27 protein-coding genes and 1 riboswitch are annotated in these 23,242 nt (G+C 64.2%); of the genes, 17 read left to right on the plus strand and 10 right to left on the minus strand.

Annotated elements, in window-relative coordinates; all coding sequences use genetic code 11:
* The first annotated feature begins 6 nt into the window (after positions 1–6).
* The 3 genes from AB688_RS16225 to AB688_RS16235 all read left to right on the plus strand — a co-directional run bounded on the left by AB688_RS16225 (position 7) and on the right by AB688_RS16235 (position 2,146).
* A complete protein-coding gene (locus AB688_RS16225) occupies positions 7–1,218 on the plus strand; it encodes an MFS transporter (protein WP_063545118.1) in 1,212 nt (403 codons plus the stop codon).
* Positions 1,219–1,306: 88 nt separating this feature from the next.
* Positions 1,307–1,852 (plus strand): cupin domain-containing protein, encoded by a 546-nt coding sequence (locus AB688_RS16230; RefSeq protein ID WP_063545119.1) that lies wholly within the window; start codon positions 1,307–1,309, stop codon positions 1,850–1,852.
* A gap of 6 nt (positions 1,853–1,858) precedes the next feature.
* Complete coding sequence (locus AB688_RS16235) at positions 1,859–2,146, plus strand: DUF7693 family protein (protein WP_063545120.1); 288 nt, start codon at positions 1,859–1,861, stop codon at positions 2,144–2,146.
* Here the strand turns inward: AB688_RS16235 and AB688_RS16240 are convergent.
* A complete protein-coding gene (locus AB688_RS16240; RefSeq protein ID WP_063545121.1) occupies positions 2,138–2,728 on the minus strand; it encodes a 2-hydroxychromene-2-carboxylate isomerase in 591 nt (196 codons plus the stop codon). The two genes, AB688_RS16235 and AB688_RS16240, sit on opposite strands and share 9 nt — an antisense overlap.
* A gap of 40 nt (positions 2,729–2,768) precedes the next feature.
* Positions 2,769–3,500: an SDR family oxidoreductase gene (locus tag AB688_RS16245; RefSeq protein WP_063546751.1), complete on the minus strand. Its 732-nt coding sequence runs from the start codon at positions 3,498–3,500 to the stop codon at positions 2,769–2,771.
* A gap of 88 nt (positions 3,501–3,588) precedes the next feature.
* Here AB688_RS16245 and AB688_RS16250 point away from each other — a divergent pair, with 88 nt between their 5' ends.
* Positions 3,589–4,149 carry a TetR/AcrR family transcriptional regulator gene (locus AB688_RS16250; RefSeq protein WP_054890865.1) on the plus strand — a complete coding sequence of 187 codons (561 nt, stop codon included), beginning with the start codon at positions 3,589–3,591 and terminating at the stop codon, positions 4,147–4,149.
* Positions 4,150–4,187: 38 nt separating this feature from the next.
* Here AB688_RS16250 and nfsB read toward each other — a convergent pair whose 3' ends face one another.
* Positions 4,188–4,838 carry an oxygen-insensitive NAD(P)H nitroreductase gene (gene nfsB / locus AB688_RS16255; protein WP_063545122.1) on the minus strand — a complete coding sequence of 217 codons (651 nt, stop codon included), beginning with the start codon at positions 4,836–4,838 and terminating at the stop codon, positions 4,188–4,190.
* A gap of 102 nt (positions 4,839–4,940) precedes the next feature.
* Here nfsB and AB688_RS16260 point away from each other — a divergent pair, with 102 nt between their 5' ends.
* Positions 4,941–5,837, plus strand: coding sequence for a LysR family transcriptional regulator (locus AB688_RS16260; RefSeq protein WP_063545123.1), 897 nt, complete (start codon positions 4,941–4,943; stop codon positions 5,835–5,837).
* On the opposite strand, the gene AB688_RS16265 is transcribed toward AB688_RS16260, so the two are convergent.
* Positions 5,834–6,703 carry a hypothetical protein gene (locus AB688_RS16265; RefSeq protein ID WP_063545124.1) on the minus strand — a complete coding sequence of 290 codons (870 nt, stop codon included), beginning with the start codon at positions 6,701–6,703 and terminating at the stop codon, positions 5,834–5,836. The genes AB688_RS16260 and AB688_RS16265 overlap by 4 nt on opposite strands.
* A 135-nt stretch (positions 6,704–6,838) precedes the next feature.
* Between AB688_RS16265 and AB688_RS16270 the strand changes: the two genes are divergently transcribed.
* Both AB688_RS16270 and AB688_RS16275 read left to right on the plus strand, forming a co-directional pair.
* Positions 6,839–7,669 carry an AraC family transcriptional regulator gene (locus AB688_RS16270; protein ID WP_063545125.1) on the plus strand — a complete coding sequence of 277 codons (831 nt, stop codon included), beginning with the start codon at positions 6,839–6,841 and terminating at the stop codon, positions 7,667–7,669.
* 48 nt (positions 7,670–7,717) lie between these two features.
* Positions 7,718–8,302 carry a LysE family translocator gene (locus tag AB688_RS16275; protein ID WP_063545126.1) on the plus strand — a complete coding sequence of 195 codons (585 nt, stop codon included), beginning with the start codon at positions 7,718–7,720 and terminating at the stop codon, positions 8,300–8,302.
* Between the two features lie 3 nt (positions 8,303–8,305).
* Here AB688_RS16275 and AB688_RS16280 read toward each other — a convergent pair whose 3' ends face one another.
* Positions 8,306–9,517 carry a sugar transporter gene (locus AB688_RS16280; protein WP_063545127.1) on the minus strand — a complete coding sequence of 404 codons (1,212 nt, stop codon included), beginning with the start codon at positions 9,515–9,517 and terminating at the stop codon, positions 8,306–8,308.
* Positions 9,518–9,711: 194 nt separating this feature from the next.
* Here AB688_RS16280 and AB688_RS16285 point away from each other — a divergent pair, with 194 nt between their 5' ends.
* The gene (locus tag AB688_RS16285) at positions 9,712–11,004 is read left to right on the plus strand and encodes a hypothetical protein (protein ID WP_063545128.1); all 1,293 of its coding nucleotides are present in this window, start codon (positions 9,712–9,714) and stop codon (positions 11,002–11,004) included.
* 56 nt (positions 11,005–11,060) lie between these two features.
* Here the strand turns inward: AB688_RS16285 and AB688_RS16290 are convergent, their stop codons facing one another.
* Complete coding sequence (locus AB688_RS16290; protein WP_063546753.1) at positions 11,061–12,113, minus strand: NAD(P)-dependent alcohol dehydrogenase; 1,053 nt, start codon at positions 12,111–12,113, stop codon at positions 11,061–11,063.
* Positions 12,114–12,294: 181 nt separating this feature from the next.
* Here AB688_RS16290 and AB688_RS16295 point away from each other — a divergent pair, with 181 nt between their 5' ends.
* Positions 12,295–13,200 carry an AraC family transcriptional regulator gene (locus AB688_RS16295; RefSeq protein ID WP_054890873.1) on the plus strand — a complete coding sequence of 302 codons (906 nt, stop codon included), beginning with the start codon at positions 12,295–12,297 and terminating at the stop codon, positions 13,198–13,200.
* 8 nt (positions 13,201–13,208) lie between these two features.
* Here AB688_RS16295 and AB688_RS16300 read toward each other — a convergent pair whose 3' ends face one another.
* Positions 13,209–13,808 (minus strand): TetR/AcrR family transcriptional regulator, encoded by a 600-nt coding sequence (locus AB688_RS16300; RefSeq protein ID WP_063545129.1) that lies wholly within the window; start codon positions 13,806–13,808, stop codon positions 13,209–13,211.
* A gap of 90 nt (positions 13,809–13,898) precedes the next feature.
* On the opposite strand from AB688_RS16300, the gene AB688_RS16305 reads away from it, so the two are divergent.
* Entirely contained in the window at positions 13,899–14,516 is a 618-nt protein-coding gene (locus AB688_RS16305) for an NAD(P)H-dependent oxidoreductase (protein ID WP_063545130.1), read from the plus strand.
* Here the strand turns inward: AB688_RS16305 and thpR are convergent.
* A complete protein-coding gene (gene thpR / locus AB688_RS16310) occupies positions 14,477–15,025 on the minus strand; it encodes an RNA 2',3'-cyclic phosphodiesterase (protein WP_063545131.1) in 549 nt (182 codons plus the stop codon). The genes AB688_RS16305 and thpR overlap by 40 nt on opposite strands.
* Before the next feature lie 196 nt (positions 15,026–15,221).
* Here thpR and lpxO point away from each other — a divergent pair, with 196 nt between their 5' ends.
* The 3 genes from lpxO (at position 15,222) to AB688_RS16325 (ending at position 17,216) form a co-directional block, all read left to right on the plus strand.
* Positions 15,222–16,121, plus strand: a complete 900-nt coding sequence (gene lpxO / locus AB688_RS16315) for a lipid A hydroxylase LpxO (protein ID WP_054890877.1) — start codon at positions 15,222–15,224, stop codon at positions 16,119–16,121.
* Positions 16,122–16,223: 102 nt separating this feature from the next.
* Complete coding sequence (locus AB688_RS16320; RefSeq protein WP_063545132.1) at positions 16,224–16,568, plus strand: carboxymuconolactone decarboxylase family protein; 345 nt, start codon at positions 16,224–16,226, stop codon at positions 16,566–16,568.
* 78 nt (positions 16,569–16,646) lie between these two features.
* Positions 16,647–17,216 (plus strand): GNAT family N-acetyltransferase, encoded by a 570-nt coding sequence (locus tag AB688_RS16325; RefSeq protein ID WP_054890879.1) that lies wholly within the window; start codon positions 16,647–16,649, stop codon positions 17,214–17,216.
* Positions 17,217–17,301: 85 nt separating this feature from the next.
* Here AB688_RS16325 and AB688_RS16330 read toward each other — a convergent pair whose 3' ends face one another.
* Positions 17,302–18,048 (minus strand): outer membrane beta-barrel protein, encoded by a 747-nt coding sequence (locus AB688_RS16330; protein WP_054890880.1) that lies wholly within the window; start codon positions 18,046–18,048, stop codon positions 17,302–17,304.
* Positions 18,049–18,209: 161 nt separating this feature from the next.
* Positions 18,210–18,413, plus strand: a riboswitch (cobalamin riboswitch).
* A gap of 112 nt (positions 18,414–18,525) precedes the next feature.
* Here AB688_RS16330 and AB688_RS16335 point away from each other — a divergent pair.
* The 3 genes from AB688_RS16335 to AB688_RS26830 all read left to right on the plus strand — a co-directional run bounded on the left by AB688_RS16335 (position 18,526) and on the right by AB688_RS26830 (position 22,195).
* Positions 18,526–20,652: a TonB-dependent receptor gene (locus AB688_RS16335; RefSeq protein ID WP_063545133.1), complete on the plus strand. Its 2,127-nt coding sequence runs from the start codon at positions 18,526–18,528 to the stop codon at positions 20,650–20,652.
* Between the two features lie 181 nt (positions 20,653–20,833).
* Positions 20,834–21,985, plus strand: coding sequence for a DUF1624 domain-containing protein (locus AB688_RS16340; protein WP_063545134.1), 1,152 nt, complete (start codon positions 20,834–20,836; stop codon positions 21,983–21,985).
* Positions 21,986–22,039: 54 nt separating this feature from the next.
* Positions 22,040–22,195 (plus strand): hypothetical protein, encoded by a 156-nt coding sequence (locus AB688_RS26830; protein WP_153773843.1) that lies wholly within the window; start codon positions 22,040–22,042, stop codon positions 22,193–22,195.
* A gap of 18 nt (positions 22,196–22,213) precedes the next feature.
* Here the strand turns inward: AB688_RS26830 and AB688_RS16345 are convergent, their stop codons facing one another.
* Positions 22,214–22,552, minus strand: a complete 339-nt coding sequence (locus AB688_RS16345) for a hypothetical protein (RefSeq protein WP_063545135.1) — start codon at positions 22,550–22,552, stop codon at positions 22,214–22,216.
* Positions 22,553–22,730: 178 nt separating this feature from the next.
* Between AB688_RS16345 and AB688_RS16350 the strand changes: the two genes are divergently transcribed.
* Positions 22,731–23,210 (plus strand): hypothetical protein, encoded by a 480-nt coding sequence (locus tag AB688_RS16350; RefSeq protein WP_063545136.1) that lies wholly within the window; start codon positions 22,731–22,733, stop codon positions 23,208–23,210.
* Positions 23,211–23,242: the final 32 nt, after the last annotated feature.

The raw sequence follows: 23,242 nt of genomic DNA on the forward strand, positions 1-23,242 counted from the left end.
GTTTCAATGACCACCGCGAAGGACACTGCATCTCCCACCCCGCCCCAAGCCCCCGCCCTGGACCTGCGCCCGCTGCTGCTGGTGAACATGGCCTGCACCATGTCGATGATGGCGTTCGTCGCCTTGATCGGCCCCATCGCCCGCCTGCTGGGGATGGCCACCTGGCAAGCCGGTGCGGCGGTCACCGTGGCAGGCGTGGTCTGGGTCATTCTTGCACGCCCATGGGGCCGGGCCGCCGACCGTCTGGGCCGGCGACGCATCCTGCTGATGGGCAGTGCCGGCTTCACCGTCGCCTATTGGCTGCTGTGCCTGTTCATCGATGGCGCCTTGCGCTGGCTGCCGGGCGCGACCCTGGCCTTTCTCGGCCTGATGCTGACCCGCGGCCTGATCGGCGCCTTCTATGCCGCGCTGCCGGTGGGCGGCAATGCGCTGATCGCCGACCATGTCGAGCCCGAGCGCCGCGCCCGCGCCATGGCCTTGCTCGGCGCAGCCAATGCCGTAGGGCTGGTGCTCGGCCCGGCACTGGCCGCGTTGCTGGCGCGCCATAGCCTGAGCGCCCCGTTCTTCATCATGTCGCTGCTGCCGGCCAGCGCATTCCTCGTGCTGCTGTTCAAGCTCAAGCCTCAGCCGCTGCCCCACAACCATGCGCCAAGCCCTGTGCGCCTGGGTGACCCGCGCCTGCGCCGACCGTTGATCGTGGCCTTCAGCGCCATGCTCAGCGTGACCGTGTCGCAGATCACCGTGGGCTTTTTCGCCCTCGATCGCTTGCAACTGAACAGTGCCGATGCCGCCCAGGCCGCAGGCATCGCCCTGACCGCCGTGGGCGTGGCGCTGATTGGCTCGCAGATTCTGCTGCGCCAGTTGGAGTGGCCACCGCTGAAGATGATCCGCGTGGGCGCCAGCATCAGCGCGCTGGGCTTTGCCGCCGGGGCCTTGGCCACCACTGCTCCGGCATTGTGGGCGTGCTTCTTCGTCGCCGCTGCCGGCATGGGTTTCGTCTTCCCTGCCTTCTCGGCGCTGGCCGCCAATGCCATGCAAGCCAGCGAACAAGGGGCCACCGCGGGGTCGATCAGCGCTGCTCAAGGCATGGGAGCGGTGATCGGGCCGCTGGCCGGGACGCTGGTCTACGCCGTCGATCCGCGCCTGCCGTTCGTGGCCGTGGCCGTGCTGTTGCTGCTGGTCGGGCTGTGGCCTGCCCCCGCCGTCCAGCGCACCTGACAAGCACAGCGCGTTGCCGGTCAGAGTGTGTTTTAATGCGCTGCCCATTATTTTTGACACCTCTGATCACTCACTACTCAAGGCGGCTATGGACACGGGGACACGACTCAAACTGGTGCGTGAACGCAACAACCTCTCCCAGCGGGAGCTGGCCCGCCGCAGCGGCCTGACCAACTCGACGATTTCGCAGATCGAGCAGAACCGCGTCAGCCCCTCGGTCAGTTCCCTGAAAAAACTCCTCGAAGGCATCCCCATGAGCCTCGCCGAGTTCTTCAGCTTCGATGAACCTGCACGCGAAGAGCGCTACGTGTTCCGCGGCAGCGAGCAACCTGACCTGGGTCGCAACGGCCTGCGCATGCTGCTGGTCGGCGCCAGTGTCGAAGGCCGACAGATGCGCATGCTGCGCGAGCTCTACGCACCGGGTGCCGACTCGGGCGAGCCGATCGTGCATGCCGAAGGCGAGGAATGCGGGCTGGTCACCCGGGGGACGGTCGAGTTGTGGGTCGATGGCCAGGTCAGCGTGCTCAACTCGGGCGACGGCTACTACATCCCCACCACGCTGCCGCACAGCTTCAAGAACATCGGCCCGGACGAAGCAGAAATCATCAGTGCCAACACCCCGGCGAACTTCTGATCGTTCATGTCCGCCCCCAACAGCCGTGAGATCTACCAGTGCCTGCGTGACGCCGCCCTCGGCGTCCAGGCGCTGGACGTGCACGAGCACCTGAGCGACGGGCGGGTCAGGGTACAGATCGGCCACTGGCAACTGATCCTGACCCTCGACGACGAAGGCCTCGCCCATTGCAGCGAATGCCGCGCCCCCGATGGCCGCGAGGCCGAGCGCGGCCACTGGCAGCGCTATGGCACCGACCCGGTCGAGCTGCTCAGCGTATGGGAACGCACGCAACTGGAGCGGCTGTTAGGTTAATGCTTCTTCGATGAAGTCCAAGCGGTCCTGACCGAAGAACATCTGCCCGCCGACAAAACAGATCGGCGCGCCGAACACGCCCCGCTCGACCGCCTCCTGGGTCACCTGCTTGAGCCGCTCCTTGACCTCGACGTCGGCCGCCAGGGCACGAAACGCCTCGGGGTCCATGCCTGCTTCGCGCAGCGTCGCATCGAGCACCTCAGGTTCCGACAGATTGCGCTGTTGCACCCACAGCCCGTCGAACAACGCCTTGAGCAAGGGTTCGAGGCGCTCGGGCGAACGCATCTGCGTGCCGAGCACGCCCCGCATCAGGTTCAGGGTATTGATCGGAAACCCGGGCGGGAGGCTGAACGGCACGCCATAACGGGCAGCGAAGCGTTTCAGGTCACCGATCATGTAGCGCCCCTTGGCCGGTATCGTCGCCGGCGAGGCATTGCCGGTGGCCTGGAACACGCCGCCCAGCAGCATTGGCCGCAGCGCCAGGGTGGCGCCTCGGCGGGCACACAGGGCGGGCAACTGGGTCCAGGCCAGGTAGCTGGCCGGACTGCCCAGATCAAAGTAGAACTCGACGCACTTGCTCATGCAGCACTCCTTGTGGCGGAAGGTGGTTGGGCACAGCGGATCACCAGCGTTCGATCCAGGGGCGCAAGTCAAGTTCGAACGTCCAGGCGTCCCGGGGCTGGGTGTGCAGGTACCAGTAGCTGTCGGCGATATGCGCCGGGTCAAGGATGCCATCCTGGTCCTTCAGGGCGTAGCGCTCAGGGAAGGTATCGCGAATGAACGCCGTGTCGATGGCGCCGTCGACCACCACGTGCGCCACGTGGATGTTTCGCGGCCCCAGCTCGCGCGCCATGCTCTGGGCCAGGGCGCGCAAGGCGTGCTTGGCACCGGCGAAGGCAGCAAAACCGGCGGCGCCGCGGGTGCCGGCCGTGGCGCCGGTGAAGATCAGGGTGCCGCGTTCGCGGGTGACCATGCGCCGCGCCACTGCCTGAGAAGTGAGAAAGCCGGCGAAGCAGGCCATTTCCCAGATCTTGAAGTATTTGCGCGGCGTTTCGTCGAGGATGCTGCAGGGCACGTTGGCGCCGATGTTGAACACGAAGGCCTCGATCGGGGCGATATCACGCTCGATGGTTTCGATCAGCTCGGCCACCGCCTCTTCCTTGCGTGCATCGGAGCCGAAACCGTAGGCCTGACCGCCAGCCGCACGGATCTCGTCCACCAGTGGTTGCAGCTTGTCAGCGTCGCGACGGGTCACACAGGCGATATAACCTTCGCGGGCAAAACGCTTGGCGATCTCGCCGCCGGTGGCATCACCCGCCCCTATCACCAGGACCGCTTTTCGTTGTTCTGTCATCGGCACCTCCATTGATGAACGATCATTTAGTAAACGAACGCTATGCTATGATCGCTGCACCGTCAAGCCAGCACACCGAGGGTCACGGATGCGCTACTCCACCGATCACAAGCAACAGACTCGCGAGAAGCTGCTGGCCAGCAGCGGCGTCCTGGCCAAGCGTGGTGGTTTCGCCAGTACCGGCGTCGCCGAGTTGATGAAGGCCATCGGCCTTACCGGTGGCGCCTTCTACAATCACTTCCCGTCCAAGGATGACCTGTTCAGCGAGGTGGTGCGACGCGAGCTGTGCAATAGCCCGTTCGCTCGCCTGGCCAGCCAGGGCGCCGACCGCGAACGTCTGCGCCGCTGCCTGAAGCAGTACTTGAGCCTGGCCCACCTGCACAATCCCGAAGGTGGCTGCCCGCTGCCGCCGCTGGGGGTCGAGATCGCTCGCGCCGAGCGACCGGTCCGTGAGCAGGCCGAACACTGGCTGCTCGAACTGCAGGCCGCGTGGAGTGAAACGCTTGGGGACGAGCGCAGGGCCTGGGCCTTGATCAGCCAGTGCGTCGGTGCTCTGGTGGTCGGGCGTATGTTGGCCAGCGAGGAAGTACAGCAGCAAGTGCTGGACGCCAGCCGCGACGTGGTCGAGCAGGCGCTGGAGGAGGATTGAAAGCCGGGGCAGACCGTAGAGGCCTGCCCCGGTTTTTTTCAGAGGAAGGTGAACACCGTCTCGGCCGGCAGCCGCGACTTGCTCAGGCCGGCATTGAAGTCATCTTCGCTGCGGTACCCCAGGCTCAGCAGCACGACACTGGTGAAGCCACGCTCGCGCAGGCCCAGCTCGGCGTCCAGCGCCTTGCTGTCGAAGCCCTCGATCGGGGTCGCATCGAGCCCGTGGGCGGCAGCGCCCAGCAAAGCGGTGCCCAGGGCCAGGTAAGTCTGCTTTTCCATCCAGTGCTGCGCATCCTTGAGGTCGTAGCGGTGCAGGTTCACATAGCCACGGCGCGTCGTGTCCTGGACGGCACGGGCCTGATCATCGCGAAAACGGCCGTCGGCCGCTTCCTGGTCAAGCACGGCGTGCAGGTGCGCCTCGGTCATTTCGGTGCGGGTGGCGAACACGATCACGTGCGAGGCGTTGAGAATCTTGGGTGTGTTGTAGGCGAAGGCTTCGGTGGCCTTGGCCAGGCGTGCCTTGCCTTCGGCGCTGTCGGCGACGATGAAGTGCCAAGGCTGCGAGTTGACCGAGGACGGGCTATGACGCAATTGCTCGAGCAGTGCATCGACGGTGGCCTGCGGGATCTTGCGGCTGGCGTCGTAGGCCTTGGTGGTGTAGCGGCGCTTGGCCAGGGTGACGGTATCCATCGGAACTGCTCCTGTCAGGGAAGGTGATGGCGCGTATCTTATCTTTCCCACAGGAAAGAAAAACCAGCACAATGCAGCAACACTTTCATTCCAGGAGTGAAAATGCTGCGCCTTGACGATCTACAACTGTTCATTCGCTCCAGCGCCTTGGGCAGCTTCACCGCCGCCGCCCTGGAGGCCGACCTGCTACCGGGCCAGGTCGCAGCAGCGATCAAGCGCCTGGAGCGAGAGCTGGACGTGCGTCTGTTTGCCCGCACCACCCGTAGCCTGCGCCTGACCGCCGAGGGTGAACTGTACCTGCCCACCGCCCACAGCGTGCTGGAGACCCTGCGTCACGGGCGCGAGAGCCTGCATGGCGACCACAGTGAACTGCGCGGTGTACTGCAGGTGTCGGCGCCTTCGGATGTCGGACGCAACCTGGTGCTGCCCTGGCTCACCGAGTTTCGCCGCGAACACTCGGGCTTGAGCCTGCGCTTCTTTCTCTCCGACGAACTCGCCGACCTGTACCGCGACCCGGTGGATGTCGGCATCCGCTATGGCATCGACGACGCTGCCAACTACATCTCGCTGCCACTGGCGCCGTGGAACCGCAGGGTACTGGTCGCCGCCCCCGCCTACCTCGCCCGCCGCGGCCGCCCGCACACCCCGCAAGACCTGCAACAGCACGATTGCCTGCTGTACCTGCAGCAGTCGCGGGTCTTCGACCGCTGGCAACTGGGTGAGCAGACGGTGCAGGTCAGCGGGCCGCTGTTCTGCGATGACGCCGATGTGGTACGGCGCTGGGCACTGGCCGGCGAAGGCATCGCCTTCAAGTCATGGCTGGACGTGCACGCCAATGTCGCGGCCGGCGAACTCGAGGTGCTGATGCCGGATTTCCCCGGCGACCTGCGCCCCCTGATCCTGGTGTGCCCGCACCGCAAGCAGCTGTCGCCGGCGGTGGCGCGCTTGCATCAGTGGTTGCAGGGCAAGTTTGGGCAGTTGCAGCCCGACCCTGGTTAGTGCGCTTTGCAGGAAGACTCGGCCCTCTCGTTGGCATCCTTGCCAAGCATCAGCACGTTGCCATAGATGGCGCACAACCAGCCACCCCGCTCGTGCACCTGCTGTCGAGCGGTGTCCACCACCGCGAACATCTTGCCCACGGTCACGGTTGGAATGACATAGGCGGGAATCAGCAGCGCCAGCGTCAGCACCAAACGCACCTTCCAATTGGCGTTGGCGCTATGCACGCGCATGACGAAATAACACTGGGCATCGTCAATGACACGGCCTTGGGCGAGCACTTCCAGAACATGCTCGTCCTGGCTCGTGAAGGGCGCCGCACCAGGAGCCTCGCTCGCCGTTTGCCTGGCGCGCAAGCCCTCCAAGATCTTGCCGGCATCGCCACGGAGTACCCTGGCACTGCCTTCACGCCTGATCAGGTCTTCAAAGGTCGGATACCGATACGCGACGGGTGCGCACAGGTGATACAGCACGGAAAAAACCAGCAGGCTCAAACCGCTCAGCCAATACATGAACAAGCTGAAGGGCATTTGCTTGATATATCCCGCCAGCTTGAACCCTTCGACCGCCAGAGGCACGACGCTCAGGGCCACAGTCACCAGAAGCATGAGTTTGCTGGAGGCGATCAGCGACATGATTTTCCAGTCATGGGCAAACCCCACCGTCGGCGCTCGGAAGGATAGAGCTCCGCTCGCCAGGGAGCACAAGCCGACGAACACCAGGTAGACGAACAACAGCGAGGTGCTCGTAGCGCCCATGTTCTGGACCAAGGGAATCAGTACCAAGATCGCTACCACTTGAGCGATCACCGCAGCGACGATCGTGACCAGCAACGCGCGCAGCCAATTTCCGGATGTCTTTTTCATCAGATCAACAGCTTCCTGCAAAAACGCCCAGTATACCGGCTCAATGCCATTACCCAGGCCATCCCATGCACATCCGTTCTAAAATCCGAAGCGCTTTTAGGCTAAGGTGAAGACTCCCTTCCGCAGGCCCCGCCCATGCCCAACTGGATCGACCTCAAGCAAGACGCCGACACCGGCATCGAGTCGGTCCGCGCGCATTTCGTCGGCCATGCCTACGACCCGCACTGGCACGACAGCTTCCTGGTCGGGGTCACCGAACAGGGTGTGCAGCAGTTCAATTGCCGCCGGGTTCGGCACCAGAGCACGCCGGGCCAGGTGTTCCTGCTGGAACCCGGTGACCTTCACGATGGCGACGCTCCCACGCGCGAAGGCTTCACCTACTCCACGCTGTACCTGGACTCGAAGTGGCTGGAAAACGAACTGCATGCGCTGTTCGAACAGGCCCCGGCAGGCTGCCTGCCGGCCTTCGCCGACACCCTGTGCGCCGACCCGCGACTGGCGGGCACCACCTTGCGCGCCTTCCAGGTCATGCACGGCGGCGAACTAAGAATCGTGCGCCAGACCGCCATGGACGACCTGCTGGCCTGCCTGACCCGGCACCTGCACTGGCGCAAGCGCCTCGACCCCGATCCACGCCTGCCGCTGTGCGCCCAGCGAGCGCGCGACTACCTGCACGCCCATATCGACCAGGACATCGGCCTGAACGAAGTAGCGCAGGCCTGCGGCGTCGATCGCTTTCGCCTGACCCGCGCCTTCAAGGCCGCCTTCGGCCTGGCCCCACACGCCTACCTGATCCAGTTGCGCCTGGCCCGCGCCCGGCGCCTGCTGGCTCGCGGCGACACACCCAGCGAAGTGGCCATGGCCTTGGGCTTTGCCGACCAGAGCCACCTGGGGCGCTGGTTCCGTCGTGCCTACCGGCTGACACCGGCCGACTACCGCCGACGCTGCTCAAAGCTTCCAGACTGAACCGCCCCCACGCCTGACCATGGTGTTCCGAACCACAGGAGCCTCACCATGTCGTCATCGCTGTTGCCCTTCATCCTTTTCGCCTTGGCCGCCAGCATCAGCCCCGGGCCGACCAACCTGCTGATTCTCGTCCACGGCGCGCACAACGGCTTGCGTGCCAGCCTGGCGCCGATCTTCGCGGCCTGTGCGGCGGCCGCGGCGATCGTCTGGGTGGTAGGCCTAGGGCTGGGAGAGGTGCTGCTGCGCCACCCGCTGGCGCAGCAAGTGATGAGCTGGGTGGGCGTGCTGTGGTTGAGTCGCCTGGCCTGGCAGTTGTTCCGCGCCGCTGGCGAGCCCTTGCATGCCACGGCGCGGCAGCGCTTCGGAGTCGGCAGCGCGGCCTCGCTGCAACTGGTCAACCCCAAGGTCTGGCTGATGGCGGTGGCAGTGATCGGGGTGTTTGCCACGCCAGGATTGCCGGTGTGGCACCTGGCGCTGGTATTTCTGATCATCGCCCTGCCCTGCATGGGCGCCTGGGCCCTGCTCGGGATCGGCAGTGCCCGCTGGTTGCGTTCGCCCCGGCACCTGCAGCGCTTCAATCAGTTTCTGGCAGTGTTGCTGCTGGTGTCGGCGTGGTCGGCTTTACTGGCGTGAAGCTCAAGGCGCGGGGGGCGCGGCCAGGGCATCGCGAAAGCGCTGGCTGCTGGCCAAGGCCAGGCCCAACCCCAGCACCGCCACCACACCGCCGACCAGGCCGATATCGGCCACACCGATCTGGCTGCTGACGATACTGCCCAGCAATGCACCGCCACCGATACCGATGTTGTAGATCCCCGAGAACAGTGCCATGGCCACATCGGTAGCGTCGGACGCCAACTTGAGCGTCTTCGACTGCAGCGACAGGCTGAAGCTCAGGATCGCCACGCCCCAGAACATGCTCAGCACGGCGAACGCGGCGAAGTTCCCCGACAGCGGCAACAGCAGCAACAGGCACGCGGCCAGACAACCGATCGAGCCGACCAGGAAACCGTGCGGGAAGCGATCGCTGTAACGGCTGAACAGCACCGAGCCGAGCACACCCGCCCCACCGAACAGCAACAGGATCAGGGTCGTGTGCTCACCGCTGATCTGCGCCACATGCAGGGCGAACGGTTCGATGTAGCTGTAGGCGGTGAACTGTGCGGTGATCACCAGCGTGACCAGAAGATAGGTGATGACCAGGGCAGGCCTGCGGAACAGGATCGGCAGGCTGCGCAGCGAACCGGAGTTCTGGCTCGGCAGCAAGGGCAGCGACTTCATCAGGCAAAGCATGGTCGCCAGCGCCACGCCCGCAATGCTGAGGAAGGTGATGCGCCAACCCAGCGCCTCGCCCACCACACGCCCGAGCGGGATGCCCAGGACCATCGCCAGGGTAGTGCCGGTGGCCAGCAACCCGAGCGCCTTGGCCTGCTTGCCAGCCGGCGCCACGCGCACCGCCAGCGACGCGGTGATCGCCCAGAACACCGCGTGCGACAAGGCGATGCCGATGCGGCTGACCAGCAGCATGGCGAAACTCTGCGCCATCCACGACAGCAAGTGGCTGACGATGAATACCAGGAACACGAACAGCAACAGGCGCCGCCGCTCGATGTTACGGGTCATCAGCATCATCGGCAGCGAAGCCAGTGCCACCACCCAGGCGTAGATGGTCAACATCAGGCCCACCTGCGCGGTGGTCATGTCGAAGCTGCGACCGATGTCGCTGAGCAGTGCCACCGGCACGAACTCGGTGGTGTTGAAGATGAACGCCGCCAGCGCCAGCGCGATCACGCTCAGCCAACTGCCGCCGCCTGCCGGTGCAGGTAGGGAATCAGGTAGGGGTCCATTCATCGAGGCCAATGCAATCTCCGCAGGCAAAGCGATAGGACGCGCCCCACGTGCCCAGGTTCGGGTCGCGGATGCACGTTTGTTATTGGTAGGAATACTCGGCATGGTACGCGTCAAGGCCAGGCCTCACAACCGCGCGCGCACGGAGTACCATGACGCACTGTAGCAACATGCGGAACAAGGAGTCCGATCCGCTCATGGACACGCAACACCCTCAGCAGCAGTGGCAACAGGCGGTCACCGCCTACGCCGAGGCCGTCAACCGCCATGTTGCGCAAGGTTGCGCACAAGGACACGACACAGCACAAGCGCCCTGCCCACCGGCCATCGATCACCTGCTCGACGCCTGGCAGCTCGCCCTGCACGCAATCAACCGACCTGGCATCGACGAGCACCAGCGTCAGTTGTTTCGCGAAGCCTGGCCGCCCGCCCATGATCCCTTGCTGCCACTGCTCCCTAGCCATGGCCAGGGTATCGCCCAGGTGCTGCTGCTCGATGACGGCCGCTTGCTGGCACGCATCGGCATGCCCCATGACAACGGCCAGGTGGTGCAGATCGACCGCAACGGGGTGACCCCGATTATCGCTGTCGAGCACTTCGGCCGCTGCCCGCGACGACGCTACTTCGCCCTGGCCAATGCGGAGGGCGTAAGGGTCACCGACGGCTGGGGCGGCCCTCAGGTCGCTCGGCTGTCCTGGCCCCATGGCCTGGAAGGCCTGCCGCCTGGCTACCCGTTCGATCCCTTCGACCTGCCACCCACCCCAACCCGCCTGCTCCCCCTGCCGGATGGCCGACGGGTACTGCTGGTCAGCCGCGAGGGCATCTTCCTGCTCACACCTCAAGGTGCCACCCGCCTGCTGCGCCGCGAAGCGGACATCCTCGCGCAACTGGCCGACGGCACCGACCCTGACGACATCGCGCTGACCCTGACCCAAGCCCATGCCGCACTGTCGCCGGACGGCCGACGGATCGTGCTGGGCGAGCAGCGCGGCAACCACCAGGTACTCGACGAGCACCTGGAGCCGCTGGCCGAGATCGTCCCGGCGGGGGAACATCCGCACTTCGCCCTGTTCAACCACTGCGGCGACCAGTTGCTGCTCAATGCCTGCCAGGGCGACGGCGGCGCCAGCCTTGGCGTAACGCTCGCCAATCTGGCAACCGATCCTCAGATCTCGATGCTGCAGGACGGCGTGCAGATCCATGCCGGCGTCGCACGTCAAGGCGAGTACATCGTCGGCGATGCCCAAGGTTACCTGCGTGGCTTCGGCGAAGACGGTCGCGCGCACTGGCAGCATTATCTGGGGTCGGCCATCAGCGCCATGGACATCAGCGCCGACGGCCGCACCCTGGTCGCAGCCAGCCATGCCGGATTCATCTCGCTGATCGCCTTGGACAGCAAGCGGCCTGCCTGGCAGATCGGTACTGGCGAGCACGCCGAGGTGCGGCGCTGGTTGTTCTGGAAAGGGTGGAAGAAAGCAATGGTCTGGTAGCGCCTGTACTGGCCGCAATCGCGGGACTCGCCCCGCGATTGCGTTCAACGCCCGGATCAGGCCTTCAAGGTCGCCATGTCGATTACGAAGCGGTACTTCACATCACCCTTGATCATCCGCTCGTACGCCTCGTTGATGTGGCGGATATCCAGCATCTCGATATCGCAGCTGATGCCGTGCTCGGCGCAGAAATCCAGCACTTCCTGGGTTTCGGCGATCCCGCCGATCAAGGAGCCGGCCAGCACCCGCCGCTTGAGCACCAGGTTGGCCGCATGCACGGGCGGATCGACCGGCTCGATCAGGCCGACCAGGATGTGCACGCCGTCGAACTTCAGGGTTTCGAGGTAGGGATTCAGGTCGTGTTGCACCGGGATGGTGTCGAGCAGGAAGTCGAAGCGACCCGCCGCCTCGCGCATCTGCGCCTCGTCGGTGGAGACGATGACATGATCGGCGCCCTGGCGACGGGCTTCCTCGGCCTTGGCCGGGGAGCGGGTGAACAGCGTCACCTCGGCGCCCAGGGCCTTGGCGAACTTGATGCCCATGTGGCCCAGGCCGCCCATGCCCAGCACGCCGACCTTGTGCCCAGGCCCCACGCCGTGGTGCTTGAGCGGTGAGTAAGTGGTGATGCCCGCGCAGAGAATCGGTGCTGCACTGGGCAGGTCCATCCCTTGGGGAATACGCAGGACGAAGTGCTCGCTGACCACGATGTTGCTGGAATAGCCACCCAGGGTATTGCTGCCGTCGATACGGTCGGGACTGGCGTAGGTCTGGGTCGGCCCTTCCAGGCAATACTGCTCCAGGTCCTGCCGGCAAGCCTCGCAATGGCGGCAGGAATCGACCATGCAGCCGACGCCGACCAGGTCACCGACCTGGTACTTGCCGGCCTTTTCACCTACAGCGGTGACACGACCGACGATCTCGTGGCCGGGCATCAGTGGGTAGACGGCTATGCCCCACTCATTGCGGGCCTGGTGAATATCGGAGTGGCACACGCCGCAGTAGAGGATGTCGATGGCGACATCGCCCGGGCGCAGGCCACGGCGCTGGAAGGTCATGGGCGCCAGGGGCGCGGTGGAAGACTGGGCGGCATAACCGATGGCGGTGTACATGCTCTGGACCTCGCAATATTGAAACGATTCAGGCCACGCATTCTGCGCATCGAAACGGGCCCGGCCCACAGCCGATCCTCCGGCATTCGTGCCTGATTCTCCGGAATTGGCCGCAGCGATCTGGCGCTGGACTGTCAATCTGCGAAGATGCCAGTGTCTGATTCTCTGTCCCTGGTTTGCCATGCACCTGACCCAACACGTCGACGCCAATGCCCCTCTCTGCTCGCTGATCCGCGCCCTCGCCTCGCGCCCCGGATTCGTCGACACCTACCTGCCCCAGGTCCAGGTGTTGTCGTGGGACCACTATGTGGCGAGCAGCCCACAGATCTACGAACCGAGCCTGATCATCATCGCCCAGGGCAGCAAGCTCGCGCGCCTGGGGCCGCGCACGCTGGAATACGGTGCCGGGCACTACCTGATCCAGGCGCTTTCAGTGCCCTTCATGTGCGAAACCTTCGCCACGCCCCAGGCGCCCATGCTCGGCGTGGCCGTGAGCATCGACCGTACCGTGCTGAGCGAACTGGTGCAGAACATGGCCCTGCCGCCGGACCCGGCAGTACAGGCGCAGACGCCGCAGTCGATGAGCTCGGCGGCGCTGGGTGCTCCAATGCGCGCCAGCGTCGAGCGTCTGCTCGAATGCCTGCAGGACCCGCTGGATGCGAAAATGCTGGGAGCCGCACGGGTGCGGGAGGTGCTGTATACGGCCCTGCGCGGCCCTCAAGCCGGTGTGTTGCGGGCGCTGGTCGAACAGCAGGGGCACTTTGCCCGGATCGGCGTCGCGCTCGCCTACCTGCGCGATCATTTCGCCGAGCCGTTGAGTGTCGAAGCGCTGGCCAGCCGTGCCAACATGAGCGTTTCGACCTTCCACGAACACTTCAAGCGCTGCACCGAACTGGCGCCGATGCAATACCTCAAACGCCTGCGCCTGCTCAAGGCGCAGCAGATGCTGATCGGCGAGAGCCTGGGCGTGGCCCAGGTGGCGCACCGGGTAGGCTACCAGAGCACCTCGCAGTTCAGCCGCGAATACAAGCGCGAATTCGCCCGCAGCCCGGGAGACGAACTGCCCTACCGCAGCCTACCGGTATGACCCAGCCCTCAGCCCTGGCGCCGGACCATCGCCACGATGCCGGCGCTCAGTTCCGCCTTGGCCTGCCCTGGTTCGATTTCCCCCGACGCCGCCGCCTGTGACAATGCCTCGGCGGCGCCGACCAGCAGACGCAAGCCGGCCAATCCGATATCCCCGCCCGGCGCAAACGGCGCCAGCGCCTGGCGGCACCGGTCCAGGAACGGATCCTCGTACCCCCGCTTGAGCGCCTCGAGCTCCGGCGAACCGGCCAACGCCGCACTGACGCCCGGTATCTCACGCCCCTGGGTCATCACACAATCGACATAGGCTGCGGCGATTACCGCCGCACGCGCCTCAAGGTCCACAGGACAGCCCGCCAGCACGACCTCGAGCATGGCGGTCTGGCGCGCGTCGTATTCCTCGTAAAGCGCCACCAGCAAGCCGTTGCGGGTTTCGAAGTGGTCGTACACCACCGGCTTGGTCACCCCTGCCAGCTCACTCAGGCGCCCCAGGCTCAGCGCATCGGTGCCCTCCTCGCGAACCATCTGCCAGGCCACCGCTATCAATTGCCGCCGACGATCCTCACGGGACAGGCGTTTACGTACAGGGCGCGTCTCATCGCTTGACATAGCTTACCTACCAAAAGTAACTTACCAACCGTAACTTACGCCGAGTATATAGCGCCCGGCCTCTTCCCGCATCCCATAAGGAACGCATTCATGCACGCCCTGATCGTACTCGCCCACCCCGACGCCCAATCACTCACCCACGCATTGTCCAGGCAGATCGCCGACGGCCTGGCCCAAGCAGGCCATACCAGCGAAATCGCCGACCTGGCCGCAGAGGGCTTCGATCCGCGCTTCGAGTTGCCCGACCTCAATGTCCATCGTCACCTGGCCAAGCCGCCGGCGGACGTCCTTGCCGAGCAGGCACGCATCGAACGGGCTGATACCCTGGTGCTGGTCTACCCAGTGTACTGGTGGTCGTTCCCCGCACTGCTCAAGGGCTGGATCGACCGTGTGTTCAGCAATGGCTGGGCCTTCAGCTACGAAGACGGCAAGACCACCAAGCTGCTCAACCACCTGAAGGTCCACCTGGTGGCGGTCGGCGGCGCCGACGCTGCCCTGTTCGACCGCCATGGCTACGGCGCTGCAATGCGCGTACAGATCGAGCATGGCATTTTCGACTGGTGCGGCGCCCAGGTCTCGAGCTCGATCCTTCTGGACGAGAGCGAAGGCCCGGATACCGCCAGGCACTTACCCACCGCCTACACCCTCGGACAACGTCTGTTCGCCGCTCAGGCTTCGTCCAGCGTCCACTCGGCCAGCGGACAGTAACGGCCCTTGCGCGATTCATAGAGACCGAACCGGCGGGCATTGAGGAAGAACTCCGGAGCCTGCGCCGCCTCTGGTGGCTGTCCCTGGAAATCCCGTGACAGCGTCAGGTGCGGACGGTATTCACGGGCCTGCTCGGCGATGCCCAGTGGCAGTAGCCGCTGCTCCAGTCCGTAGACCAGTTGGCGCAGGCTGGCAGGGGTATCGCCAGGTTCGAGTACCAGCGCGCCGGCACGTCGCCACACCTGCAGACGGTCGAGCAACAGGCGTATCGGCGCCCCTGGGCGCGTCATGCCGTCTACCGCCGCGCACAGTGCCGGTACCTGGGCGGCATCCACATCGCCCAGAAACAGCAACGTCACATGAAAATTCTCGGCGGGTACCGGCTTGCCGGCCCGCAACCCCAATTCACGACGCCACTGGGCAACGGCCCGGCGCTGGGTTTCGGGCAAAGCCAGGGCGAAAAACAGGCGCTTGAAGGGCGCGCCGCTTGGGCGTACATCCTGGACCATCGGAAACTCCTCGAGGGCTGAAGGGCATGCAGGTTCAAACGCTGCCAGGGTTGAATCGTTTGCGCAGCTTGCAGGGTATTCCACCTTCGTCCATCAGCGATGACTTAACAATAAGTACAAACTGGCGACACGATTGTTTATGCTGGCGGGCTACAGCCATGGCGCATGGCCATTTTTATTCGACAAGTAACCGTCCATGAAAATTGCACTCGTACTGATCTTCGTCCTCTCGATCGCCTATGTTCACCTGCGCGGTCGCGTTCGCCACAAGCTGACTCGCCAGCTGGGCGACCACTCGAGCTTCCTCGCCCCGGTCAACAGTTTCCTGTACCTGTTCTCCAAGCACCCGGCCAAGCCCTATTTGCCCGTCGAGTCGTTCCCTGAGCTGCAGCCGCTCAAGGACCACTGGCAGGAAATCCGCGAAGAAGCCCAGCAATTGCTGCACGCCGGCGAGATCAAGAAATCCGACAACTATGATGACGTTGGCTTCAACTCGTTCTTCAAGACCGGCTGGAAGCGCTTCTATCTGAAGTGGTACGGCGAGAGCCACCCTTCGGCGATGACCCTGTGCCCACGCACGACCGAACTGCTGCAAGGTATCGGCACGGTCAAGGCGGCGATGTTCGCCACCCTGCCGCCGGGAGCCAAGCTGGTTCGTCACCGTGACCCCTATGCCGGCTCCTACCGTTACCACCTGGGCCTGGACACACCGAACGACGATGGTTGCTACATCGATGTGGACGGCGAGAAGTATTCCTGGCGCGACGGCGAGGCGGTGATCTTCGACGAGACGTACATCCACTACGCGGCCAATACCACCGAGCACAACCGTATCATCCTGTTCTGCGACGTCGAGCGCCCGTTGAAGTACCGCTGGGCAAGCGCCTTCAACCGTTGGTTCAGCCGCAACGTCATGGCCGCGGCAGCCGCGCCCAACGATGCCAACGACAAGACTGGCGGCATCAATCGACTGTTCACGCGCATCTACAAGATCCGTGAACGTGGCAAGGCCATGAAGAAGCGCAACCGCACCCGCTACTACCTCGAGAAATGGGCCGTGGTGGCGGCACTGGTGCTGCTGTTCATCTACATCTGACACGTCCTGCGGCCTCCTTGCCCCTCGGTGACGAGGCCTGCCCTTCCCCCCATCTTCGACTAGCCTGAAAGCTCCTGTTGCCAACCTGACAAGGTGAAGACGATGAGCATGATGGACTGGGACGCCTACCGTAAGCAGTTGATGGCCGGCATCGGCGATCTCAAGCAGCTGTCCCCCGACACCGTGGCCGGCTACGCCACCGCCAGCGCTGCCGGCGCCAAGACCAACCACCTCGACGCCAAGACCCGCGAGCTGATTTCCCTGGCCGTGGCGGTGACCACTCGCTGCGACGGCTGCATCGCCGTGCATTCGCAGCAGGCGGTCAAGCACGGTGCGACCCGCGAGGAAATCGCCGAAGCCCTCGGCGTGGCCGTGGCCATGAACGCGGGCGCTGCCCTGGTGTATTCGGCACGGGCGCTGGATACGGTCGGCAAGGCCGGCAGTTGACGCTTTTGGGCGCCACAGCCCTTGCATGACGGCGCCCATCCACCCAGACTTGCCGGCCCAGCCCGAGCAGGAACCGACATGATCCACATTCGCCCAATGACCCCGGAAGACTTCGAGCGTTTCTGGCCGACCTTCCAGGCCATCGTCCAGGCGCGCGAAACCTACGCATACGACCCGCAGATGTCGCAGGAGCAGGCGCGCACGCTGTGGCTGGAGTTTCCGTTGCACACCCTGGTGGCCGAAGAGGATGGCGAGCTGCTCGGTTCCTACTACCTCAAGGCCAATGCCGCCGGCCCGGGCGCGCACGTGGGCAATTGCGGATACATGGTCACACCCCGTTCACGCGGACGTGGCGTGGCACGGCTGATGTGCGAGCACTCGCAGAAGCTGGCGCGCCAGGAGGGTTTTCTGGCCTTGCAGTTCAATTCGGTAGTGGCGAGCAACGAGGTGGCCGTGGGGCTGTGGCACAAGCTCGGTTTCGAGACCGTCGGGCGCCTGCCCAAGGCTTTTCGTCATGCAGCACTGGGGCTGGTGGATTGCCTGGTGATGTACAAGTGGCTGGCCGATGAGCCGGTGACCGAGAAACCGGCGCTGCTGATCGGACGCAAGAACATCGAGGCGCGGGTATCGCGGCGCCGGGGCCGCTAGGCGCCCTTGAGCCTGCAGGGGAATCCTCGTGCCGAGATTGCGGCACGAGGCTGCCCTTACAAACGGCGTACAACCATCGAAGGCATCAGAACGCCAGGCCGACCTTCACGCCAAACTCGTCACGCTTGAGCTTGTTGTTGTCGGCAACCGGCGAGTCCTCGTCGATCTTGTACTCGGTACGGGTGTAGTACACGCCCGCCTGGATCGGCATGCTGCCTTGCTGGTTCATCAGCAGGGTGACTTCGGCATACGGGTTGGTGCGGTCCTTCATGTCGACACTGTCGCTGCCGAAGTCGTCGACCTTCAAGCGCGCACGGCCATCGATGGTGTGACGAGCACCGACTTCGACACGCAGGGTCGAGGCATCGAACTGGTGGTTGTAACCCAGCGCGGCCTTGGCGAACGGCGACTTGTAGGTCAGCTTGGTGTCCAGGTCGTTGATCTCGGGCTCAAAACGGGTCCAGCTGTAACCGCCACCGACGATCACGTCGACGAAGTTGCGCGCATCCAGCGCGGCACGCCAGCCAAGGTCGAGGTCGGCCTGCGCCTCCTTGAGCTTGTTGTCGTTCTTCTTGCCATACTTGGCTTCGGCACCGATCTGGTAGATGAAACCGGACTCGGCCGTCATCTTGTTGCCGAAGTTGGCGAACACACCGCCTTGGCCCAGGTGCTCCTTGTCGGAGTCGCCGCCGCCTTCGAACTTGAACTTGTCGTAGGAACCGAGCAGGCCGAAGGTGAACAGGGGCTCGGTGCTGGGGGCTGCCATCGCTGCCAACGGCGCGCCGAGGAGGGCCAGGGCGCAAGTGTGACGCAGCAGTTTTCCAGTAAACATTCGCAAAAGTCTCCATGACGTTGAATAAAAAGGGCGAACGAGCGGTTCGAGACAACGTCAGTCGGAAAAGTTCGAAAAAAATCTAATAAAAACGCGCAACCCTGCAGCCCATCACGTTTTTTCGCCTATCCAAACGATTGACTCCCCCTGCGTTCGATGGTCAGATGCCGCCAGTTTCAGGTGTCCTGCGCCGCCGTGCGCAGGGTGAAACGGGAAGCCGGTGCGTCTTTGCAGACAAGTCCGGCGCTGCCCCCGCAACGGTAAGCGAGCGAATCCTTCGACACACCACTGTGCTCATGCATGGGAAGGTGAAGGCTTCACGACCCTCGCAAGCCCGGAGACCGGCCTGACGCTTCTGTTGGCAAACCCGCGGTGGGCGGGCGCAGGCCGGTGTTCGCGTGCGCGCCTGCGTGCGTGTCTGCTCGTCTTTGCGTTGTTTCCACCGGGATCCATTCATTCCTGAACCCGTGGAACGACATGTCCCGACACTTCAAGCTTCACACCCTGGCCGCCTGCATGGCCGTGTCCCTGCCGGCGCTGGCCGAGCAGCCGCAAGGCAAGGTCCTCGACCTGCCCTCGACGGCGATCACCGAGACCCGCGACGAGCAGATCGTCGACCTGGCAACCCCTACCCAAGCCGGTTCGCGCCTGAACCTCAGCGCCCTGGAAACCCCGGCCAGCACCACCAGCATCACCGCCGAGCAGATCCAGCAGCGCGCCAACCTCACGGTGCAGGATGCAGTGACCCGATCGCCCGGCATCACCTCCGTCGGCACCCCGGGCAACGGCAACACCGCCCTCTCCGCCCGTGGTTTCACCGGACACGCCTCGGTGATGACCCTGTTCGACGGCTCGCGCCTGTACACCGGCGCCGGCACCCAGACCTTTCCGGTCGACCCGTGGATGGTCGAGCGCATCGATGTGATCCGCGGCCCCGCCTCGGTGCTTTATGGCGAAGGCGCCACGGGCGCTGTGATCAACGTGATCCCGAAAAAACCCTTCGCCGGCGAGATCCGCAACCACCTGCGCCTGGGCTATGGCTCATGGGATCGCCAGCAACTGGGGCTGGACAGCGGCGGCAGCCTCAGCGAGCGCCTCAGCTACCGCGTGACCGTGAACAAGCAGGAAGGCAATGGCTGGGTCGACCGCACCGATTCGCGCAGCCTGGCCTTGAGTGCAGCCTTGCGCTTCGATGCCACCGACGACCTGAGCTTCACCCTCGCCCATGAGCGTGGCGACGCACAGCCCTCGAACTACTTTGGCACGCCGCTGATCGACGGCCACCTGCGCGACAGCCTGCGCAAGAAGAACTACAACATCCAGAACGACGTGCAGCGCTACCACGACGAATGGACCCGCTTCAACACCGACTGGACCCTCAGCGACAGCGTCACGGCCAGCAACCAGCTGTACTACATCAAGAGCCGTCGGCACTGGCGCAATGCCGAGGACTACACCTGGGATCCGACCCGCGAGCAGCTGGAGCGGGCAAGCTACCTGGAGATCAAGCACAACCAGGAGCAGATCGGCGACCGCCAGAGCTTCACCTTCGATCATTCGCTATTCGGGCTGAACAGCAAGACCGTGGTCGGTGCCGAGTACAACAAGATCCGTTTCAATGTCGACAGCAACTCGCCGTACAACGATGTCGGCGGCGATTACGTCGATCCTTGGAGTCCGGCACCGGGCGGGTTCCAGAGCCAGAACGTCACACGTCCACAGACCCTCTCGACCACCCACACCTTCGCCCTGTTCGCCGAGAACCGTACCCAACTGACTGATCGCCTGTCGCTGGTGACCGGTATCCGCCGCGACCAGAACCACATAGACCGTGACAACCTGACCAACGACACGCGAGTCGACCGCAGCCTGCAAGGCGGCAACTGGCGCGCCGGCCTGGTATTCGCGGTAACCGACAACCTGTCGCTGTACGGCCAGTACTCCACCAGCGAAGACGGGGTGAGCAACCTGATCAGCCTCAGCCCGAGCCAGATCAACTACGACCTGACCGAATCGAAGCAGACCGAGCTGGGGCTCAAGCAGCGCTTCTGGGATGGGCGTGGTGAATGGACCCTGGCGGCGTATCACATCGTCAAGAAGAAGCTGTTGGTCGACGACCCGATCAGCCATGAGAAACAGCAGGCCGGCCAGCAGACCTCCGACGGCCTGGAAGCCGCGCTTGAGCTGGATCTGGGCCATCAATGGCAGGTATCGGCCAACGCCTCGGTGGTCCGCGCCAAGTACGATGACTTCGACGAGATCGTCGGCGGCATCGCCCAGGACCGCGCCGGCAACCGCCCCGCCAACGTTCCGCGCCGCACCGCCAACCTCTGGCTCAACAAGGGCTTCGGCCAGACCGTCGACGCCGGCATCGGCCTGCGCTACGTCGACCAGCGCTATGCCGACACCGCCAACGCCTACAGCGTCCCCGGCTACACCGTGGTCGATGCCAATCTCGGCTGGCACATACTGCCTGACGTACGCCTGGGCCTGCAGTTGAACAACCTGTTCAACCGCGACTACGTGGTTGCCGCGCACAGTGGCGAACAATGGCTGTTGGGCGCGCCACGCTCGTACTTCGCAACGGTGGACTACAGCTTCTGATGCCGTAGGCCTCGCCGGCCCTATCGCGGGACCAGCCCGCTCCCACAGGTAACCACCCTCCTAAAGACTGGTAGAGCACCTGTGGGAGCGGGCTCGTCCCGCGATAGGGCCCGGCAAATCACCCCAACAATAGAGATATAAGATAACATTCCAAAATCAACTCAACTTCAGCTAAAGCCCCATGCCATCCACTCCACCCTCTTCCCGCCTGCACAGCATCGACGCCCTGCGCGGCCTGGTCATCTTGTTCATGCTACTGGACCACGTGCGCGAAACCTTCTTCCTGCATCGCCAGGTCAGCGACCCGATGAGCATCGACGCCACCGAGCCCGCACTGTTCGCCAGCCGCACCCTCGCTCATCTGTGTGCCCCGGTGTTCGTCCTGCTGACCGGCTTGAGCGCCTGGCTCTACGGCGAAAAGCACCAGGGCCTGAGCGATGTCTCGGCGTTCCTGTTCAAGCGCGGGCTGTTCCTGGTGGTGCTGGAGTTCACCCTGGTCAACTTCGCCTGGACCTTCCAGCTGCCGCCCAGCGTGATCTACCTGCAAGTGATCTGGGCCATCGGCCTGAGCATGATCGTCCTGTCGCTGCTGGTGTGGCTGCCGCGCCCGTTGCTAATGGCCCTGGGTGTAATCATCATCGCCGGCCACAACCTGCTCGACGGCCTGCACTTTGCCCCCGGTACGCTGCTGCACGCACCCTGGGCGATTCTGCATGATCGCGGCTGGCTCGAGGTGTCGCAGAACCTGCGCCTGCGGACCTCCTATCCACTGCTGCCCTGGATCGGCGTGATCGCAGTGGGCTATGCATTGGGGCCATGGTTCGCGCGTGGCAGCGATACCGCCAAGCGCCAGCGTCAGTTGCTGTTCGCCGGTAGCGCTGCGCTGGTGGGTTTCGTCGCGCTGCGTCTGCTCAACGGCTACGGCGAGGCCCAGTGGCAGCTCTACCCCGCTCTGACGCAGACCCTGATGAGCCTGTTCAACATCACCAAGTACCCACCGTCGCTGCTGTTCCTGCTGCTGACACTAGGTGTCGGCCTGTTGCTGCTGCGAGCCTTCGAACGCGCCGGCCAGGCACGCTGGATCAGCGTGCTGACCGTGTTCGGCAGTGCACCGATGTTCTTCTACCTGCTGCACCTTTACGCGCTGAAAGCCCTCTACCTGGCAAGCGTCGGCCTGTTCGGGCACAACCAGGGCGAGTACTTCGGTTTCGATAGCGTGGCCGCAGTGTGGCTGGTTGCAGCGTTGCTGGCCGCCGCCCTGTACTGGCCAGTGCGGCAGTTCGCCGGATTCAAGGCCCGCCGCCGAGACATTCGCTGGCTCAAGTATCTGTGAGCGAAAGCGCCCGAATCGTTTACCATCGCCGCTCCCAACGACGGAAACCCCGAGATGAACAGGATGATTCAGTTCGTGGTGGTGGTCGTGCTCTGCACGGCCATCGGCACGCTCTGCGAACACTTTGGCGTGAACCAGTACCTCAAATGGCTGCTGATGGCGCTGCCCGCGATCGTCTGGGTGCGCTTGCGCAATCCGATGAAGGACTGATCCCGGGCGACCCAGGGTTCAGTAGTTCGAACGGTCGTAGCCCGATCCGTCGGTTGCGCGGATGAACGCGTCGTAGTAACTGACCAGGTTGCTGCCCTTTTCATAAAGGACGGTGGCAAAGTCGCTCGGTGCGACATTGCCCTGTTCCCAGGACCGGTTCATGTCACCGGAAAGCAGGTAGGGCAGGTAGTCTTCGTTGACGGTATCGCTGTGAAGATGCGAGCGGCCGAAGTACAGCGCCGAGATCAGGGCAATCTGATCCTCGGCCTCCAGGTTCGATAGAAACGCCTGGGCGTCTTCGGACGAAGCGAAGGGCAGAACTGGCACGATGCCACCAATCAAGTGGTCGATATGCATGGAGGTCTCCTTGGTCGGTACGGCCCGTATTAACCGAGCGCAACAGGCCCCACGTCAAAAACGCGGTGTTGAGCCGCTACCTGGCAGCGCAGGACACTTGCCCACGACCTTTCCCACACTGCCGCGCCTGCGGGCCTTGCAGTAAACTCACTTCCCTCGAACCTCCAGAGCCACCCCCATGCCTCGCCTGCCGAAACTGCTGCTGCCCTTGCTGTTGCTCGCCACCCTCGCCGCCTGCGACCAGAAACCCACCCGCGAAGAGCGGATCCTGGCCAACCTGCCGTTGCAGGAAGCCTACGACCACAACATCGAGCGCATGGCCCAACTGCTGGCGATGACCCACCCGCAGGTGCCGCAGGACAAGATCAAGGACGTGCTGCGCAAGCACCTGACCGTCGAGGACCAACGCAAGGACCTGTTCAAGCTCTACAGCGAGAAGAACTTCAGCGATGCCGAGTTCGACACCATCGTTGCCGCCACCCAGGACCCGCAGAAAGCCCGGCAGCTGGGCGAGAGCGAGGAAGGCAAGCGCCTGAGCGAGAAACTGACCGGTTTGATGCGCGCCACAGCGCAGGACAAACACGTACAGGCATTGGCTGAAGAGCGCATGCAGCAGGTGGAAGACGAGCTGTCGGAGCTGAGCGCACCCGGCAAATGAAACCCGCTGGCGGCCCGTTCGTTTCGCCCCGT

Origin of the sequence: Pseudomonas putida, assembly GCF_001636055.1 — a bacterium.
GTDB lineage: Bacteria > Pseudomonadota > Gammaproteobacteria > Pseudomonadales > Pseudomonadaceae > Aquipseudomonas > Aquipseudomonas machongensis.